14 protein-coding genes are annotated in these 17282 nt (G+C 45.0%); 6 read left to right on the forward strand and 8 right to left on the reverse strand.

The window, feature by feature from the left end:
• The first annotated feature begins 44 nt into the window (after positions 1-44).
• A complete protein-coding gene (locus OO016_RS01700; protein ID WP_266010302.1) occupies positions 45-1088 on the forward strand; it encodes a proline iminopeptidase-family hydrolase in 1044 nt (347 codons plus the stop codon).
• On the opposite strand, the gene OO016_RS01705 is transcribed toward OO016_RS01700, so the two are convergent.
• A complete protein-coding gene (locus OO016_RS01705; protein WP_266010304.1) occupies positions 1089-2129 on the reverse strand; it encodes an NADP(H)-dependent aldo-keto reductase in 1041 nt (346 codons plus the stop codon). It lies immediately after the preceding gene.
• Positions 2130-2196: 67 nt separating this feature from the next.
• Positions 2197-2958 carry an exodeoxyribonuclease III gene (locus tag OO016_RS01710; RefSeq protein WP_266010305.1) on the reverse strand — a complete coding sequence of 254 codons (762 nt, stop codon included), beginning with the start codon at positions 2956-2958 and terminating at the stop codon, positions 2197-2199.
• Between the two features lie 130 nt (positions 2959-3088).
• Here OO016_RS01710 and OO016_RS01715 point away from each other — a divergent pair, with 130 nt between their 5' ends.
• Entirely contained in the window at positions 3089-3607 is a 519-nt protein-coding gene (locus OO016_RS01715) for a hypothetical protein (protein WP_266010306.1), read from the forward strand.
• Positions 3608-3642: 35 nt separating this feature from the next.
• On the forward strand, positions 3643-5712 hold the full coding sequence (locus OO016_RS01720) for a TonB-dependent receptor family protein (protein WP_439649296.1): 2070 nt from the start codon (positions 3643-3645) through the stop codon (positions 5710-5712).
• Here the strand turns inward: OO016_RS01720 and OO016_RS01725 are convergent.
• Together OO016_RS01725 and OO016_RS01730 are read right to left on the reverse strand one after the other, a co-directional pair.
• A complete protein-coding gene (locus tag OO016_RS01725; protein ID WP_266010310.1) occupies positions 5709-7259 on the reverse strand; it encodes a glycine--tRNA ligase in 1551 nt (516 codons plus the stop codon). The genes OO016_RS01720 and OO016_RS01725 overlap by 4 nt on opposite strands.
• A gap of 37 nt (positions 7260-7296) precedes the next feature.
• A complete protein-coding gene (locus OO016_RS01730) occupies positions 7297-8193 on the reverse strand; it encodes a DUF8428 domain-containing protein (RefSeq protein ID WP_266010312.1) in 897 nt (298 codons plus the stop codon).
• 40 nt (positions 8194-8233) lie between these two features.
• Here OO016_RS01730 and OO016_RS01735 point away from each other — a divergent pair, with 40 nt between their 5' ends.
• On the forward strand, positions 8234-8938 hold the full coding sequence (locus OO016_RS01735) for a ComF family protein (RefSeq protein ID WP_266010314.1): 705 nt from the start codon (positions 8234-8236) through the stop codon (positions 8936-8938).
• 49 nt (positions 8939-8987) lie between these two features.
• Positions 8988-10607 (forward strand): Ig-like domain-containing domain, encoded by a 1620-nt coding sequence (locus OO016_RS01740; protein WP_266010316.1) that lies wholly within the window; start codon positions 8988-8990, stop codon positions 10605-10607.
• On the opposite strand, the gene OO016_RS01745 is transcribed toward OO016_RS01740, so the two are convergent.
• From OO016_RS01745 to OO016_RS01760, 4 genes are all read right to left on the reverse strand, one after another.
• A complete protein-coding gene (locus OO016_RS01745) occupies positions 10591-11367 on the reverse strand; it encodes an amidohydrolase (RefSeq protein ID WP_266010319.1) in 777 nt (258 codons plus the stop codon). The two genes, OO016_RS01740 and OO016_RS01745, sit on opposite strands and share 17 nt — an antisense overlap.
• 8 nt (positions 11368-11375) lie before the next feature.
• Entirely contained in the window at positions 11376-11852 is a 477-nt protein-coding gene (locus tag OO016_RS01750; RefSeq protein WP_266010321.1) for an ankyrin repeat domain-containing protein, read from the reverse strand.
• A 71-nt stretch (positions 11853-11923) separates the two neighbouring features.
• Positions 11924-13309, reverse strand: a complete 1386-nt coding sequence (locus OO016_RS01755; RefSeq protein WP_266010323.1) for a DUF5689 domain-containing protein — start codon at positions 13307-13309, stop codon at positions 11924-11926.
• On the reverse strand, positions 13309-16149 hold the full coding sequence (locus tag OO016_RS01760; protein ID WP_266010325.1) for a carboxypeptidase-like regulatory domain-containing protein: 2841 nt from the start codon (positions 16147-16149) through the stop codon (positions 13309-13311). Before OO016_RS01760 ends, OO016_RS01755 begins: the two co-directional genes overlap by 1 nt.
• Before the next feature lie 57 nt (positions 16150-16206).
• On the opposite strand from OO016_RS01760, the gene OO016_RS01765 reads away from it, so the two are divergent.
• Positions 16207-17265, forward strand: a complete 1059-nt coding sequence (locus OO016_RS01765; protein ID WP_266010327.1) for an endonuclease/exonuclease/phosphatase family protein — start codon at positions 16207-16209, stop codon at positions 17263-17265.
• The last annotated feature ends 17 nt before the right edge of the window (positions 17266-17282 follow it).

The raw sequence follows: 17282 nt of genomic DNA on the forward strand, positions 1-17282 counted from the left end.
TTGACAATTTTCCTACCTTTAATACCTACTCAAAACACTATCCTATGAAAAAATTGACTCTGGGCTTACTGGTAATCGCTTTCCTGATTTCCTGTAAACCTCAACCCGAACAACAGGCAGAAAATACCAGCCAGGATTACTGGAGTTTCGAAAACCGTGATGACCAGTTTACCGGCGGTATCAAGATGATCCCGATACAGACCGAAAAGGGAGAATTTAAGGTCTGGACCAAGCGGGTGGGTAACAACCCCACCAAAAAAGTACTGCTACTGCACGGGGGTCCGGGTATGACCCATGAGGCATTTAGCTGTTTTGATGGATATTTCCCCCAGGAAGAAATCGAGTATATCTACTATGACCAATTGGGCTCCTATCATAGCGACCAGCCCGATGACCTCAGCCTCTGGACAACGGAACGGTTTGTTGAGGAGGTAGAGCAGGTAAGGCAGGCTTTAGGCTTGGATAGTTCCAATTTCTATCTGCTCGGACAGAGCTGGGGAGGGATTCTGGCTATGGAATATGCCCTGAAATATCAGGATAACATGAAAGGACTAATTATCTCAAATATGATGAGCAGTGTCCCCGAATACAACGCCTATGCTCAGGAAGTACTGGGACCACAAATGGACCCAGAAGTCTACAAAGAGATCAAGGCAATGGAAGATGCGGAGGACTTCACAAACCCCCGTTATGGCGAGTTGCTCATGAACCATTATTATACAGAACATGTACTAAGGCTGCCCATGGAAGAATGGCCGGAGGCAGTAATGCGCACACTCAATCACGCCAACAACCAGATCTATGTACACATGCAGGGTTATAGTGAATTTGGCATTACCGGAGATGCCACTTTAAAGGAGTGGGATGTGAAAGACAGGCTTAAAGAACTGTCGGTACCCACCTTGGTTATAGGCGCCCAATACGACACTATGGACCCCAAACATATGGAATGGATGGCCGGGGAAGTTCAAAATGGCCGCTATTTATACTGCCCCAATGGTAGTCACCTTTCACAATATGACGACCAAAAGAATTATTTTTCCGGGGTAATTGATTTTGTGAATGATGTGGATAGTGGGAGCTTCTGACTAAGGCGCAGGATTGGGATGCATGTTATGGATTTTCTCAATCCCCTTCAGGACCTCATCACTTAAATGAACATCCATACTGCCAATATTTTCCTTAAGCTGCTCCATTGTAGTGGCCCCTATGATATTGCTGCTCAGGAAAGGACGCGTATTTACATAGGCCAGGGCCATCTGGGCCAGGGATAATCCGTGGCTTTGGGCAAGTTCGTAATACTTCTGGGTTGCCATAACCGCCTGTTCGTTGATGTACCTGCTGTAATTGGGGAAGAGGGTAATTCTGGCCTTGGCAGGTTTTTTCCCGCCCAGGTATTTGCCACTCAGTACACCAAAGCCCAATGGGGAATAGGCCAGCAAACCAATATTTTCCCGCATTGATATTTCCGATAAGCCCACTTCAAAAAGCCTGTTGAGGAGACTATATGGATTCTGAATGGTAATCATCCTGGGAAGCGATTTATGCACTTTGCTTTCCTCCAGGAAACGCATGGTCCCCCAGGGAGATTCATTGGAGAGGCCCACCTGCCTTATCTTACCGGCTTTCATCTGATCCCGAAGTGTTTCCAGAACCTGATGGATATTGTCCTGCCAGTAATCTTTCAGTTCGGGATTATACCCGCGCTGGCCAAAATAATTAGTGTTGCGCTCAGGCCAGTGCAACTGATATAAATCAATATAATCTGTCTGCAAGCGCTTCAGGCTTCCGTCCAGTGCTTCGATTATGGAATCCCGGCTGAAACCTGTACTCCTGATAAACCTGGTAAACTCAGCCCTGCCTGCAATTTTGGATGCCAGAACAATGTCCTTGCGCCTTCCGGTTTTCTTAAACCAGTTACCAATAATAATCTCCGTATGGGCAAAGCGATCCGGATGAGCGGGAATAGGATAGAGCTCTGCGGTGTCAAAAAAATTGATCCCCTTTTCCACAGCATAATCCATCTGCGCAAACCCCTCCTCCTCGGTATTCTGTTTGCCCCAGGTCATGGTTCCCAGGCAAATCTTGCTTACTTCGATATCAGTGTGCGGTAATGTGGTATATTTCATAAACAACTTCCGGAATTTGGTGGCAAAGGTAACAATATCTTTTTGCTGATTTCCCTTGAAATTACGACTAACCCAGTTCGAGCAAAATAGGGCAATGATCGCTGTGGACTGCCTCAGAAAGAATCACAGATCTTTTTAGTTTGCTTTCCAGAGGGCGACTCACCATCCCATAGTCCAAACGCCATCCCTTGTTATTAGCCCGTGCATTAGCCCGGTAAGTCCACCAGGTATAATTGTGTGGCTCTTTGTTGAAGAATCGGAAACTATCTATAAATCCGCTATCAATGAAATTTCCAATCCATTCCCTTTCCACAGGCAGGAAACCGGATACATTCTTGTTGCGAACCGGATCGTGAATATCTATGGCCTCATGGCAAATGTTGTAATCACCGCATATAACCAGGTTGGGCGTTTCTTTTTTCAGCTGGTTGACATAATCCTGAAAATCGTCCATATACTGCAACTTATGATCCAGGCGGGCAATGTTGGTTCCAGAGGGTACATAGAGGCTCATCACTGAAACCCCGTTAAAGTCGGCTCTTAAATTCCGGCCCTCGTGATCCATGTAGTCTATTCCCGTGCCAAAAACCACCCTGTCCGGTTCTTTTTTGGAAAGTATAGCCACGCCACTATAACCTTTTTTCTGGGCACTGAACCAGTAATTGTAGCGATATCCGGCCTGATGGAAAAGTTCCAGTTCCAGCTGAGATTCCAGTGCCTTAATTTCCTGCAGGCATACCACATCCGGATTCACCTGTTGCAACCAGTTCAGAAATCCCTTGTTGATTGCTGCACGAATTCCATTTACGTTGTAGGAGACTATTTTCAAGGTTTTTGTTTTGCGGCAAAATTACTGATTGTGTTTTTAAACCCGAATACTATGATTGATTCTTAGCAATACCTTAAGTACTTTTCGTTTTTAAATAAGTTGAAGTACCTTTAAATTTAAACCTCCCGCAATGAAGCATGTACCATTATTTATTTGTGTATTCCTTTTTGGCATTTCCGTTTCTGCCCAGGCATATCCTGTGCTAACCGAAGATCATGAAATTAAGTTCAATATCGGTTTGTTCCTGGCCACCACCACGGTTGAAATGTCTTACGAGTATTATCTGAGCGAGGATACCAGCATTGGAGGTACGGTGTATTTTGACAATGACGGTGATGACTACAACGGCGATTTTGGCCTGGGTGCCAATTTCAGGGCCTATTTTGGATATCAGCCCAGGAGTGGATTCTTTGCTGAGGCATTCGGGCTCTATTATACTGCTGAAAGAGAATTAGAATCAGGGGGTTTAAGACTCACGGAGGATTATAACAGTATTGCGCTGGGCCTGGGTCTGGGAAATAAATGGGTAACCAGGAGCCAGCGATTTTCGCTCGAGATCTTCGGTGGATTTGGGAGGAATATCAACCCTGAAGAATTTCAGGATAGTTTTGTATACCGGGGCGGACTGTCCGTGGGATTCAGGTTTTAATGGTTACTTTTGCTGCCTAACTTCCTAAAATGGTTTTGCGCTCACTCCTAATCATTCTGCTAATTCCTGTAATCCGGGTATACAGTCAGGATCAGGTCAGGGATACTGTTACACAACTGGAGGAAGTTATACTTTATGACCCCATACAACGGAATACTTCCCTGGGGATCACGCCTTCCTCCATAATCCGCGAGAAGGCATTTCAGAACCATAGTCCCGTAGACCTGCAGTCGTCCATCAACCAGATTTCAGGTGTCTATGTTTTATCGGGAGCTCTGAACACCAACAGGATAACCATAAGAGGAGTTGGTGCGCGAACCCCTTTTGGCACAGACAAACTTCGCCTTTATTTCAACGGGATCCCTGTAACCAATGGAACCGGATCTTCCACAATGGAAGCATTCGACCTGGAAAACCTTGCTTCAGTTGAGGTGATCAAAGGTCCTAAAGGAACCGCTTATTCATCCAGCCTCGGCGGTGCCATACTGCTCAATACAAAGTCCTCGGAAAGAAGGGAAACAAGACTGCAAACCAGTTTTACCCTGGGGAGTTACAACCTGCAAAAGAACAATACCCTTTTTTCACTTTCCGACGAACACTGGGTACTGGATCTAAATTACAACCGACTCCGAACAGATGGCTACAGGGAAAACAACAGCTTTGAACGGGATGGTCTACTGTTGAATGCGGGTTACAAATTCAATAATGACAGCCAGATCAGCCTGCTGGTAAATTATATCGATTATACCGCTCAAATTCCGAGTTCCCTTGGTGCAACTGCTTTTGCTGAAGATCCTACACAAGCGGCATTTACCTGGGCACAAGCACAGGGGTTTGAGGCAAACCGCTATACCCTGGTTGGTTTGTCTTACTCCAATAAGCTCACGGATAAGCTTAAATACGAGCACAGTATTTTCTATACTTACCTGGATCATTATGAGCCCAGGCCTTTTAACATTCTGGATGAATTCACCAACGGATACGGGTTCCGTTCTGTGTTCAGGGGAAACATGGGCAAATTATCCCGGATGAACTATACTTTTGGAGCTGAACTCTACAAGGATGAATACAATTGGGGTACATACGAGAATTTATACCGGGATAATAACGGGGAAGGCAGTCTCCAGGGTGAGCAACTCAGCGATAATAAAGAATACAGGCGTCAGTTCAATGCCTTTGCCACTCTGCATATTCCCTTTTCTAAAGCCTTTACCGCCCAGCTTGGGTTAAATATCAATAAAACCGTATATGATTTCAGGGATCTTTTCAATATCGGAGCTTCCAGCAGGAGTGCAAGGCGCAATTTCGATATTATTGCCCTACCCAGCCTGGACGTGCAATACAACGTGGGCAAGGGAAACAGTCTGTATGCCAATATCAGCAGGGGTTTTTCCAATCCCAGCCTTGAAGAAACACTGACCCCTGATGGTGTAATCAACCCGGACATCCGCCAGGAAACCGGCATGAATTATGAACTAGGCACCAAAATATACAGTTCAAATGGCAAATTCTGGATGACGGCCTCCCTCTTTCGGATGAACATTAAAAACCTGCTTGTAGCCGAACGCGTGGGAGATGATCAATTCATAGGAAGGAATGCGGGCCGTACCAGGCACCAGGGACTGGAACTGGATATGAATCTATTGCTAAATCTCTCAAACAGCCTCGATTTTATTCCCTTTCTGAGTTATTCCCTGAGTGATCACAGTTTTGTGGAATTCCTGGATGCAGGGGAAGATTTTTCGGGGAACCCACTTACTGGTGTACCAAAACATAGAGCAAATTTTGGGTTGAGGATAAAAAACAACGAGGGGTTCTACTGGAACAACACTTTTCAGTATGTAGACGAAATCCCCCTTCGGGACGATAATTCCCTTACCAGTGATTCCTTTACGGTGTACAATACCCGTATGGGAATTCAAAAGAAACTGGGGAGCAGCTTTCGAGTGAATTTGAATGCAGGGGTAAACAACGTATTCAATGTGCGCTATGCCCAGTCCGTACTGATCAATGCGGCAAGCTTTGGGGGTAATGAACCCAGATATTTCTATCCGGGAAATGACCGGAACTTCTACGCGAATATCAGCCTCAACTATACACTCTAAACAGTGTCCATCTTATGAAGCCAGTGCTTCATGTCTACCTCAGCACTTATAATTGCCGAGAGGTCTGATATAGCTACCCGCTTTTGCTCCATGGAATCACGGAAGCGGATTGTTACCGTATCATCTTTCAGGGTGTCGTGATCTACAGTGATGCATAAGGGGGTTCCCACGGCATCCTGTCTGCGGTACCTTCGGCCAACGGCGTCCTTTTCGTCATAAGCAATGTTGAATTCCCAGCGGAGTTCATCCACTATCTTCTGTGCTATTTCCGGCAATCCATCCTTCTTTACCAATGGAAGAATAGCCGCTTTAACAGGAGCCAGTACTGCCGGTATTTTCAATACCACCCGGGAGGTATTGTTTTCAAGGGTTTCCTCCTGGTAGGCGTGTGATAATACCGCCAGGAACATCCTGTCCAGACCAATGGAGGTTTCCACTACATAAGGAACGTAGCTTTTGTTTTGCTCGGGATCAAAGTATTGCAGCTTTTTCCCGGAATATTTTTCATGATTGGCCAGGTCAAAATCAGTCCTGGAATGTATCCCTTCCAGTTCCTTGAAGCCAAATGGGAAACGGAATTCAATATCTGCTGCCGCATCGGCGTAGTGTGCGAGCTTTTCGTGATCATGGAAGCGGTAATTCTCTTCGCCCATACCCAGCGAAAGATGCCATTTCATACGGTTTTCCTTCCATTTTTCATACCACTCCTTCTGGGTTCCGGGAGCGATAAAAAACTGCATTTCCATCTGCTCAAATTCCCTCATCCTGAATATGAACTGCCGGGCAACGATCTCATTCCGGAATGCCTTACCTACCTGGGCAATTCCAAATGGGATCTTCATCCGCCCCGATTTCTGTACGTTCAGGAAATTCACGAAAATCCCCTGTGCCGTTTCTGGTCTTAGGTACAGATCCATGGCGCTATCTGCGGTAGCTCCCAGTTTGGTCCCGAACATCAGGTTGAACTGCTTAACATCGGTCCAGTTTCTTGATCCGGATAAGGGGCATACAATACCCAGCTCTTCAATAAGGGCTTTTACATCTGCGAGGTCTTCTTTTTCGAGGGATTTCCCAAGCCTTTTCAAAATCGCATCTGCCTTGGCCTGGTAATCCAGGACCCTATGATTTGTATTCAGGAATTGTTCCCTGTCAAAGGCATCCCCGAATCTTTTGGAGGCTTTCTTTACTTCTTTCTCAATCTTGGCCTCAATCTTGGCAACATGGTCTTCTACCAACACATCTGCGCGGTACCTTTTTTTAGAGTCCTTGTTGTCTATCAAGGGGTCGTTGAAGGCGTCCACGTGGCCTGAAGCCTTCCAGGTGGTTGGATGCATGAAAATAGCAGCATCAATACCAACTATATTCTGGTTAAGCTGCACCATGGCCTTCCACCAGTACTCCCGTATATTTTTCTTGAGCTCCGCGCCATTTTGAGCATAGTCATAAACAGCGCTCAGACCGTCGTATATCTCACTGGACTGTACAACAAAGCCGTACTCCTTTGCGTGAGAAATTACTTTTTTGAATACCTCTTCTTGATTTGCCATTGGGCAAAAATAGAATATTAGAAAAAAAGAGAATGAATTATTTCAACTGAAATTCCGAGGACGACAATAATTTCTGGTCCTCGAACACATTTAAGGTGTAGATGCCGGGTTCAAGGGAACCTTCAGTAATAGTGATAAAATCGCACACGCTCATTTCCTCCCCGAGGTAAATAAGTTCTACCCGCTTGCTGTAGATGTTACCGCTAACTGAAATGGTGTTGGCATTATCCTCTATAACGCGCATATTTGGCCCCAGGAACTGGTAATAAATTACTTTTTCCATGGATCCTGAGCTTTGGTCTGCTTTTATAGTGACACACCCCCTTAGCTTTTCAATAGTAGATGCCTTATTGGTCCTGATTGGTCTACCACCACGTAATCGGAAACCACTGCCTTCGGTATTCTCCATCTGGAGGTAGTTTTTGATCTTCAACTCGTTGCTGAGTTCCTGGTTCTTCTTCCTCAACAAGGCCTCAGCCTCAGCCAGTGAGCTGCTTTCTCCCCTCAATTCCTCGATCAGTTTACGCGCATCGTCGTATTTCTGGGTGAGCTGCATGTTGTTGTATCGGAAGAAATTATTTTTCAGTTTAATTGAATCGTATTTTGCTTCCAAAATGCGGAGTTCCTTACGATATTCACGGAGTTTGTTAACGGTGAAGTTCAGCCTGCCTACGGAATCCAGAAGTTGCTGTACACGGTAACGGCTGTCCTGCAATTCTATCTCGTTCACCTCGTTGAGTGCAGAGAGTCTGTCTACCTCGGTTTTCATAACCGTAAGGTCCTTGACCAAAAGGGCTTTTTCCTCTTCCAGGTAACCTATTCGGGCACTGGACTGAGCGTAGCTGTAATAGAACGCAATCAGGATACCCAAAATGACAGCTAAAAGGGCTGCCAGGATAATCTTATAGTTGAATTTATTTTCTTGATTGTCCATGCAATTAGGCTATGTTATAACGCGTAAAAGCCCATAAAATTTGATTATCTCGAAGCTATCAAATATAGCAAATGATATCAACAAGGTACTCCTGCCCACTTTGTGTTTTGGATGTATGGTTCGATTATCTCGAGGAGAACAAATGTTATGTACCGTTTGTCGAAACCATTTACCCCTTACCGAATACGATTTTGAGCGCGAAAATGCCGTTGATCGGATATTTTTCGGCAGAACTCCAATCAGAACAGCTGCGGCAATGCTCTTTTACGATAGGGAAGGCATTGTTAAAAACCTTATCCACGCCCTTAAATATAAGGGTCAACAACAGGTGGGAGAATTCCTGGGCGACTGGTTTGGGGAATTGCTTAAAGACTGTACTCCTGAAGTGGATTTTGACTATGTAATTCCCGTGCCCTTACATCCTAAAAAACTCAGAAAACGGGGGTATAACCAGGTAGAAGGATTTGGCTTAAAACTGGCCTTTCATCTGCAGGCAAAATACCGGGATGACCTGCTGATAAAAACGGCCAATTCACGCACCCAAACCAAAAAAAACCGGCTCTATCGCTGGATGGGAAATCAGGCACTCTACCAACTTAAGGACCCATCGGCATTAGAAAACAGGCAGCTACTCCTAGTGGATGACGTGATCACTACAGGGGCCACCCTGGAAGCCTGTTCAGAGGCCCTGCACAAAGCACCGGATGTTTCAGTTTCCATTGCCGCCATGGCTGTAGTTCCATAATTTTAGTTTTCTGCAAATTAATCGTTTCTTTGCCCCATAGCGTATCCCTATGGTTTACCTGCGACGGTTACTGGCTGCCGCCTTTTTTTTCCTGATCCTGTTAACGGGCTGGCAATGCGCCAGAAGGGGAAGTCCTACCGGTGGCCCTAAAGACACTACTCCTCCGGAACTGATCCGTAGTGATCCGGAAAATTTTTCCCTGGAATTTGATAACCGAAGGATCAGGTTGTTTTTTGATGAATACATCAAATTAAATAATATTCAGGACCAGCTGATCATCTCTCCGCCTTTAAAAAATCAGCCGCAAATATCACCACAGGGTGTTGCCAGCAAAAGCATTGAGGTGACAATTAAAGACACATTACTCGAGAATACCACCTACACCCTCAATTTCGGACAGAGCATTGTGGATAACAATGAAGGCAATCCCAACAGCTTTCTAACTTATGTGTTCTCCACGGGAGATTACATTGATTCTCTGACAGTTAAAGGTGAAGTTCGCGATGCCTTCAACCAAAATGCTGACGAATTTATCAGTGTTATGCTATACAGACTGGATTCTACGTATACGGACTCAACCATATACAAGCAGCCCCCGTATTACCTGACCAATACTCTGGATAGTGCCACTACTTTTGAATTGCAGAACCTTAAAGAGGGGAAATATCTTATCCGGGCTGTAAAAGACGAAGGGAAAAATAACCTTTTCGATCCCAATGCAGATAAGATCGGGTTTTTAAATGACACTCTGGAATTACCAACGGATACATCATTTGTTCTTACCCTGTTCAAAGAGATTCCTTACTACAACGCTGTTATCCCTACACTGGCCTCTGGAAACAGGATTATTTTTGGTTTTTCAGGACCTCCGGACCATGTCCACATCAACCCTTTAAGCAAAATACCCGATACGGTCAGGATCCTCGTATACCCGGAACCTGAAAAGGATACGCTAAACTATTGGTTTACTCCTTTTGAGCGCGATTCCCTCGTATTTGAGATCTATCAGGATCAACTGGATATCCGGGATACTTTTACTGTAAAAACTCGGTCCCTACCCCTGGATTCACTGGTGATAACCGCAAGTCACCGGGGAAAAATCAATTTTGAGGATAAATATACCCTTAGTGCGAACATCCCGGTCTCTGCTGTGGATACCGCCAAATTTTTCATGATGGACCAGGATTCAGTTATAATACCGCTGACGATGAGTCTGGATTCAGTATACAATCGCTTGGCCATAGATTTTACCAAAGAAGCCAACACGAATTACAGATTAAACGTTTTCCCCGGGGCAATTACAGACTTTTTTGGAAACACCAATGACACCTTGAACCTGCGGCTCAGTACAGCGAGTTATGCCGATTACGGAAACCTCAGGCTGAGACTATCTGGTGATGTCAACTATCCACTGATTGTGCAACTCACAGACGACAAGGAGGTTATGGTAAGGGAGATCTTCGCCAGGGAACCCCGTGTATTTGAATTTAGGACCATTGATCCGGGAAAGTATTTAATCCGCCTTATCCTGGATGCCAATGGAAATGGCGAATGGGATACGGGAAACTACCTTAAAAATGTACAACCCGAACGGGTAATATACTACCCAAAAGTCCTTGAGGTAAGGGCTAACTGGGAGCTGGAGGAAACGTTTACCGTTGAATATTAAAGTGGTCGCGGTCCTTCAGGAACTGTAGCTTTTCCCGGTTAAGATTTAAATGTTGTTGGGAGAGTACTACCTGTAGTATGGCCTCCTCCTGGGAAAATACTATAGTATTGCCCAGGCAATCATAGGCTGCGGAATGGCCGGTATATTCATGGCCATTTTGATCACTTCCAAGCCTGTTAACCCCCAGACAATAGGACATGTTTTCAATTGCCCTGGCTTTCAGCAGGGCATCCCAGGCACCAATTCGCGGGGCAGGCCAGTTAGCCACATAGATTAGAAGATCGTAGTCCTCAGTATTTCGGGACCATACCGGGAATCGAAGGTCGTAACAGATCATCGGGCATATTCGGAAGCCCCTAAACTCAAACAGGAGGCGTTTCTTCCCTGCCTCGTATTCTTTATCTTCCCCAGCCAGGGTAAAGGTGTGCCTTTTGTCGTACTGCTCCTGTTCCCCATCCGGGCCAACAAAAAACAGGCGATTGAAATGGCGATTGTTTTCCCCGATAAAGACCGTGCTGCCCAGGATACCTGCCCTGTATTTTTTGGCTTGTTCCTGCATCCAATCCAGGGTTCTTTGCCCTTCGTCAGCAGGAATAGACCCAGGATCCATGGTAAACCCGGTGGTGAACATTTCGGGGAGGATTATCAGATCCACCTCTCCTTCCAATTGCTCCATTTTGGATGCAAGTAAATCTCTGTTGGCTTTGGGATCTTCCCATACCAGGGCTGTCTGAACCATCGCTACATGCAAATGTTCCATAGCAAAGGTTATTGATGGGTTTCTAGGAGTTTAACAAGGGGCGCAAATCCCTGCATCCTGGCATGGTCCAGTGCAGTACTGCCCCTCATGTCTTTAATGTTAGGATCGGCCCCATTGGATAAAAGCAATCGTACAATAGCCTCTTTGTTAAAGGTAGCCGCATAAATCAGGCAGGTACCACCCATAGCGTTGCGTTCGTTCACATCTGCACCAGCTTCAAGCAACAATTCTACCACCCCTTCAAAACCCTTGAAGCATGCCCCCATAAGTGCACTATTGCCTGTGCCATCCTTTTCTCTGACCCTGGCCCCATTTTTAAGCAATGTGGCCACTACTTCTATTCGATCATAATATGCAGCCAGGATAAGTGGTGTATATCCCCGGGAATCTTTGCTGTTAACCCAGTCCGGGTGTTCGGCAATTGTTGCATTTACCTTTTCCAAATCACCTTCTCTAACGGCTCCAAAAAATGTCTCTAAATCCATGTCCTAAAAATAGGGAATAATAAGATTCCACTGAAAGGTAAGCTCGAATTTGAAATCCAAGCTGGCTGCCTTTATTTATTATGAATTCCCGGTGAAAAATCGTCTGGTGCCAGTTGAGGCTGGTTTATTGTGCCCACCAGCCCCGTATCATTGAATATATACCATTCTGAAGGATCATAAACTGTGCTTCCCGTACTTACTTCACTTTTTCTAAGCGCCCTGCCGTCTTCAAACTCGTGATCCGTGTTGGAGCCATCTTCACCTATTCTTCCGAAAATATCCTTTACTACACCAAAAGGGTCTTTCAAAATCAGGTTATCATCTCCATTAGAATCTGCCGGACTGTTCTTGCCTCCTTCCAGATCCGGAGGAAAACCGAAAACCTCTTCAAAAACAGCAGCATTTGAGGCTATCAAGGCTGTTCCCCCGGCCCGAATCATCAAGTCCGAAAGGTCTATTACAGAACCTGCTTCCGGGTTATCATTGGTATAGCGCTCCAGGGTCCACCCTGCCAAGGGTAAATCATCACTTCCGGCATTGAATAATTCAACAAACCTAGCTTCACTATTATTATCCGGATCTGCTATTTCAGATAGGAACAAACTGTCAGATGTTATAGGGTCAGGACCTGACGGACATCTTTCATGGATAAATTTTACCTCCTTGAGCTTATTGATTCGAATGATAAGACTACCCCGGTCTTTTAATAATATTCCCGATATTTTGCCGCTCCCGGCGGGCAATGGAGTCCATGCAAAATCGGCATAACCGCTATTAACGACTTCAATAGAATTACCATAACAATCTTCAAGTAATCGTATGGTTTCCTGTTCTGTTTCAGCAAAGGGTTGTCCAATAATATCTTCGGTAAATTGGACAGAATCGATTTCGACATAGGTGCCCGGATTTTCTAACTCAAGCCTTTGCAGGGAAATGGATTTGGGCACAAGCTCATATGAATCTGCACAACCCAGTTGCAGGTGTTTTTCTGTAAGGCTTGCAGGCAATCGTCCTACCTTCTGATTCCCAAAAAAACTGGAAACACCTCCCAATTGAAAAATCTCTCCATCCTTTCCCAAATACATTCCTTTCAAACGTATTAGGATACGATGTCCCATGGGGTAGAAAATGTGTGTGTCCGGAAGATCAATCAATACCTCCAGCCCTGCAGTGGGGTTATCAGGCAAGTCCTGTATATGTATACTCCCGAAGAAATTTCCTTCCTGATCAGAAGATATAACATAAGCTTCCAAGAATTGGTTATCCTGAATCCGTACCGTTTCGCCAGGATAGAGCGACTGCAATTCGGCGATTGATATGTTGGATTTCCATTCATTTTCACAAAGTAGCGGCTTACTGTAATTGTCTCCTTCAGTACAATTTATATTTACGATTACAAACAGGATGCAAATAGTTAGCCGAAGCATTCTCCATACGACTTTCAGGAAATCCATCATCAGAAACTCATACTAATGTTAAGGAAATAGGTCCTTCCGTAACCATACCAGTATTTAGGGGCAAATGATGGGGTTAAACTTCGCTCATCATCAATGTATTGCATATAGTGACCATTTCTGCTTTGTTCAAATCCTCCTGTCCTGAAGGTGGTATCAAACAAATTATTGACACTTGCAAAAATCCCGAGATAGTGACCCTTGATCAACCAGGACTTTCCACCAACCAGATTAAGTAAAAATACCCCTGGCAACGGTTCTTGCCTTAACCGGGTTTTCAGGAAGTCTTCGTCAATATCCCTAACCGTATCTCTAGTTTCAGGATCCAGCAGGAAACTATCGGTTCTAGACAGCACTGACAGATCTATAAAATTCATGTTCAGTTGATTCACAGTGGCACTGACAAACCAGAAGTCGGGATCCCTGTAAGTAAACCCGAGGGAAATAGCTTGTTGTGGTCCCCGGGGCATATATAGCTCCTTAAGCTTTGCCGGACCCAGGTTTGCTCTTCCGGATGGATGGATAGGGTTTTGATCTGCTTCCGTTACATCAAAATACAAGCTTACCAGTGGATTATTCACATATTTATAGCTAGCCATTGTTCCGGCCAGAGAAAGGGTAACTGAACTGCCTGGTGCGTATTCCAACCCGAATTCCAAACCTCTGTGCCAGGTATTTATATTGGTTTGAACCTCCTGCACGAAGTCCGATCCCAGTCCGGAATCTGTATAGAAAAACCCGATATCAGTAGTATTGGAAAACCAGGTAGAAAACCAGGAGGCCCTGCCGGTTAACCGGGGGAATCTTAAATGGGCATTCATTTCTACAGATTTTACAACCGGGAGAAGCTTATAGGATACGGTCTTTTGGTTATCACGTTGATTGATATACAGGTTCCCGGGGAGTGGGAGTCTTTGCTGGCTGGTGCCTCGAAGATTGAATTGAATCCTGGAGTTTGGATAGTATGCAATACCGGCTTTAATTCCCGAGCCCGAAAATTTTCGTACCGGACTTGGCCCAAAAGACTCTTCCGGGTAGCGCGCATTTAGAAATAATCCCTGTCTTTGATAATCCCTGGATTCCCATCCCCCGGAAATAAAGGTAGACCACTTTCTTTGTAGAAACTCTACCTGTGCAAAGGCTTTTATCGCTTTAATCCCTAATGAATAAGAATACCCAAAGCGATCGCCAACTCCTTTTTCTTCAGGTCTGTTTATATCGTTCGCGGTGCCGCTGAAGGGATCAATATCCAAATGGTATTGGGCTCCTAATAAATCATCAATCCGTGAAAAGTATTCTTTATACTGATCCCTGTATGAAATACCCGCATCCAGATTAATGGATTTACTAAGCTTGAGGTTGGCATTTGCTCCGGCAATAAGTTGCTGTCCTTCCTCAACTTCCGAATAATCTAAATATGAAGCCTTCCCAGTTGGACTGTTGCTATTTGCCCGGTATAGATTTTCCCAGGAAAGCTGCCCGTATGAACGAAATCCTGCTGCTGCGTTTTGTGCACTTATTGAATAATCGCCAAAACGATTATTGTAATAAAAACTCGGCAGATATCGATAATAGGTAGGGTCCGGATTCGGCGCCTCAAAATAACCCAACCTGCTGGAAGCCTGTTCACCAAACTGATATCCCAATCCCAGGCGTAATCTTAAGCGTTCTCGTTTCAACTGGAAATTGAGCATCAATACAGGCTCGGATATCAGTCTTTCCCGTGAATTCCGAATTCTGCCCCCCTGAAATCCCCAGTAGGGATTGTAGGCCCTGCCAGCCAGATCAAAGACCTCTTCAGTAACAGGTGCAGATCTGCCTCTGCGATTACTTGCCAACATGGCAAATCCGTAAATTGAGCTGTATGGTCCCAGTTGCAGTTCCATACTTCCAAAAAGGGAATATGCATTATATGAGGTTCCCTGAATGAATCCTTCCTCTGCCCATCTCCTTGATAGAGAGAGTGCAAAAGAAAAAGGACCATCCCTGCTCCCGGAAGCAAAAGTACCCATGAGTCGGGTAGCATAGCTGCGATTGGAAAAAGAGGCAGTTATCCGGCTGCCAGGCCTCATCTGTGATGGGCGCACGGTAAAATCCACTCCTCCCAGAAGACCTTCAAATGAGGTCCTGGAAATATCCAGGTTTAAGCTTCTTGTGGCGTAACGCATAACATCATTGAGACCCCCCCAATTGTTCCATTGGGGGCGGCCATTAGTTAGACTGTTCATAGGCAACCCATTAATGTGTACTAATCCTTCCGAGGAATCATAACCACGAATCCGAAAAAAGGATTGTGAAAAATCAAAAGCAGCCCTGTTGAGAAAGATATCCCGGGAACCTTGTAAAAAACCGACCACATCCGATACCCCATCTTCTTCATTCAGGTCGCTTTCCGACAGATTCAGCAGCACATCGCGTTTCTCAACAGGGTTTTGCCTGCTTAACATTATTGATCCCAAATCAATGACATCTGTACCCCTTTCTAATGGTAGCCTCAGACGGTGATACCCTGTTTTGTCAAATTGCAGGAGACAATCCGAAAGGCAAACTATATTGAGTTCAAAAGTTCCATCGGCAGCCGTACGAACACCTTGAAGATTGCCCTCCGTGTACACCCTGACCCCATCAATTTCCTTATGATCATTTGCGTCCAGGACAACCCCCTTTACAGTAATCCCCTGGGCCGATATTACCCCGCTTGTTGTTATGGTAAATAAAAACAATAAGCAGTAAGTCCTTTTCCTTTCCCTCCATAATTGAATTGACCATCCCTTCTTCACCTTCACCTCCCCCTTGCTATTTGCGCGTACTTTTTTTCCTTGTGGCCAAAAGTATAGGTGCATGCCGCATGAAGCTTTCAGACCATGAAATTACTTTTGGCTCAATCCAAAAAGAGAAGTTTGAAAAACAAGACTGGATTAATTTGCTGGGGCTTTGCTATTGTATTTACCGCTGCAAGTGTTGCTCAACAGGAGAGTAAGCCCAGATACCGTGTCCGTACAATTGCATTCTACAATCTTGAAAATCTGTTCGACATCTCAAACGACAGTCTCACCTTTGATGATGACAGGACTCCCGGCGGAAAGTATCGCTGGACCGCTAAAAGATACCGGCGTAAAATCGGAAACCTGGCAACAGCCATTTCACTTATCGGACAGGGAACAAGAGGCTCCGGACCGGATATCATAGGACTTTGCGAACTGGAAAACGAACAGGTGATCCGCGATCTCTTCAGCCATGAAAAGCTAAAAACGGAGGGCTACCAATGGATCCATTATGATTCCCCTGATGAAAGAGGCATTGATGTTGCCCTTGCTTACAGGAAAAGCTCATTTACCCCATTTTCACACAAAAGTCAGCGTTTATTATTGGAAGATAAAGAGGGCTACAGGGACTATACGCGGGATTTGCTCGTAGTGGGCGGTATGTTTGAAGATGACGAATTATTTATCCTTGTCAACCACTGGCCTTCCCGAAGCGGAGGTGAAAGTCGCAGCCAACCATTCCGGGAGGCGGCTGCCCGACTTAACAAACGGGTAATGGATTCCATCCGTAGATTTTCACCCAATGGACGGATAGTCATTATGGGCGACTTTAATGACAACCCAATGAATAGTAGCATAATGCATCTGCTAAAATCAAAGGGAAGGCATTCAAATCTAAAGGAAGAAGAATTGTTCAATCCAATGGAGCAGTTGTATAAAAAGGGGCTGGGGTCACTTGGATACCGGGACCAATGGCATTTATTTGATCAAATAATCCTGACAAGCAATATGGCTCAACCGCAATCCGGGAATTATTTTTTCTGGAAGGCAGGTATTTTCAATCCTCCGTTTATGGTGACAAGTGAAGGACCTTTCAGGAGGTACCCAAAACGGACCTACGTCTCCGGTATTTATCAGGACGGTTACAGCGATCATTTCCCCGTTTATATTTATTTACTGAAGAAAGTAGAATAAAAAAGGGATGGCTCGAA

The organism is Lentiprolixibacter aurantiacus, from assembly GCF_026241225.1.
GTDB lineage: Bacteria > Bacteroidota > Bacteroidia > Flavobacteriales > Flavobacteriaceae > Lentiprolixibacter > Lentiprolixibacter aurantiacus.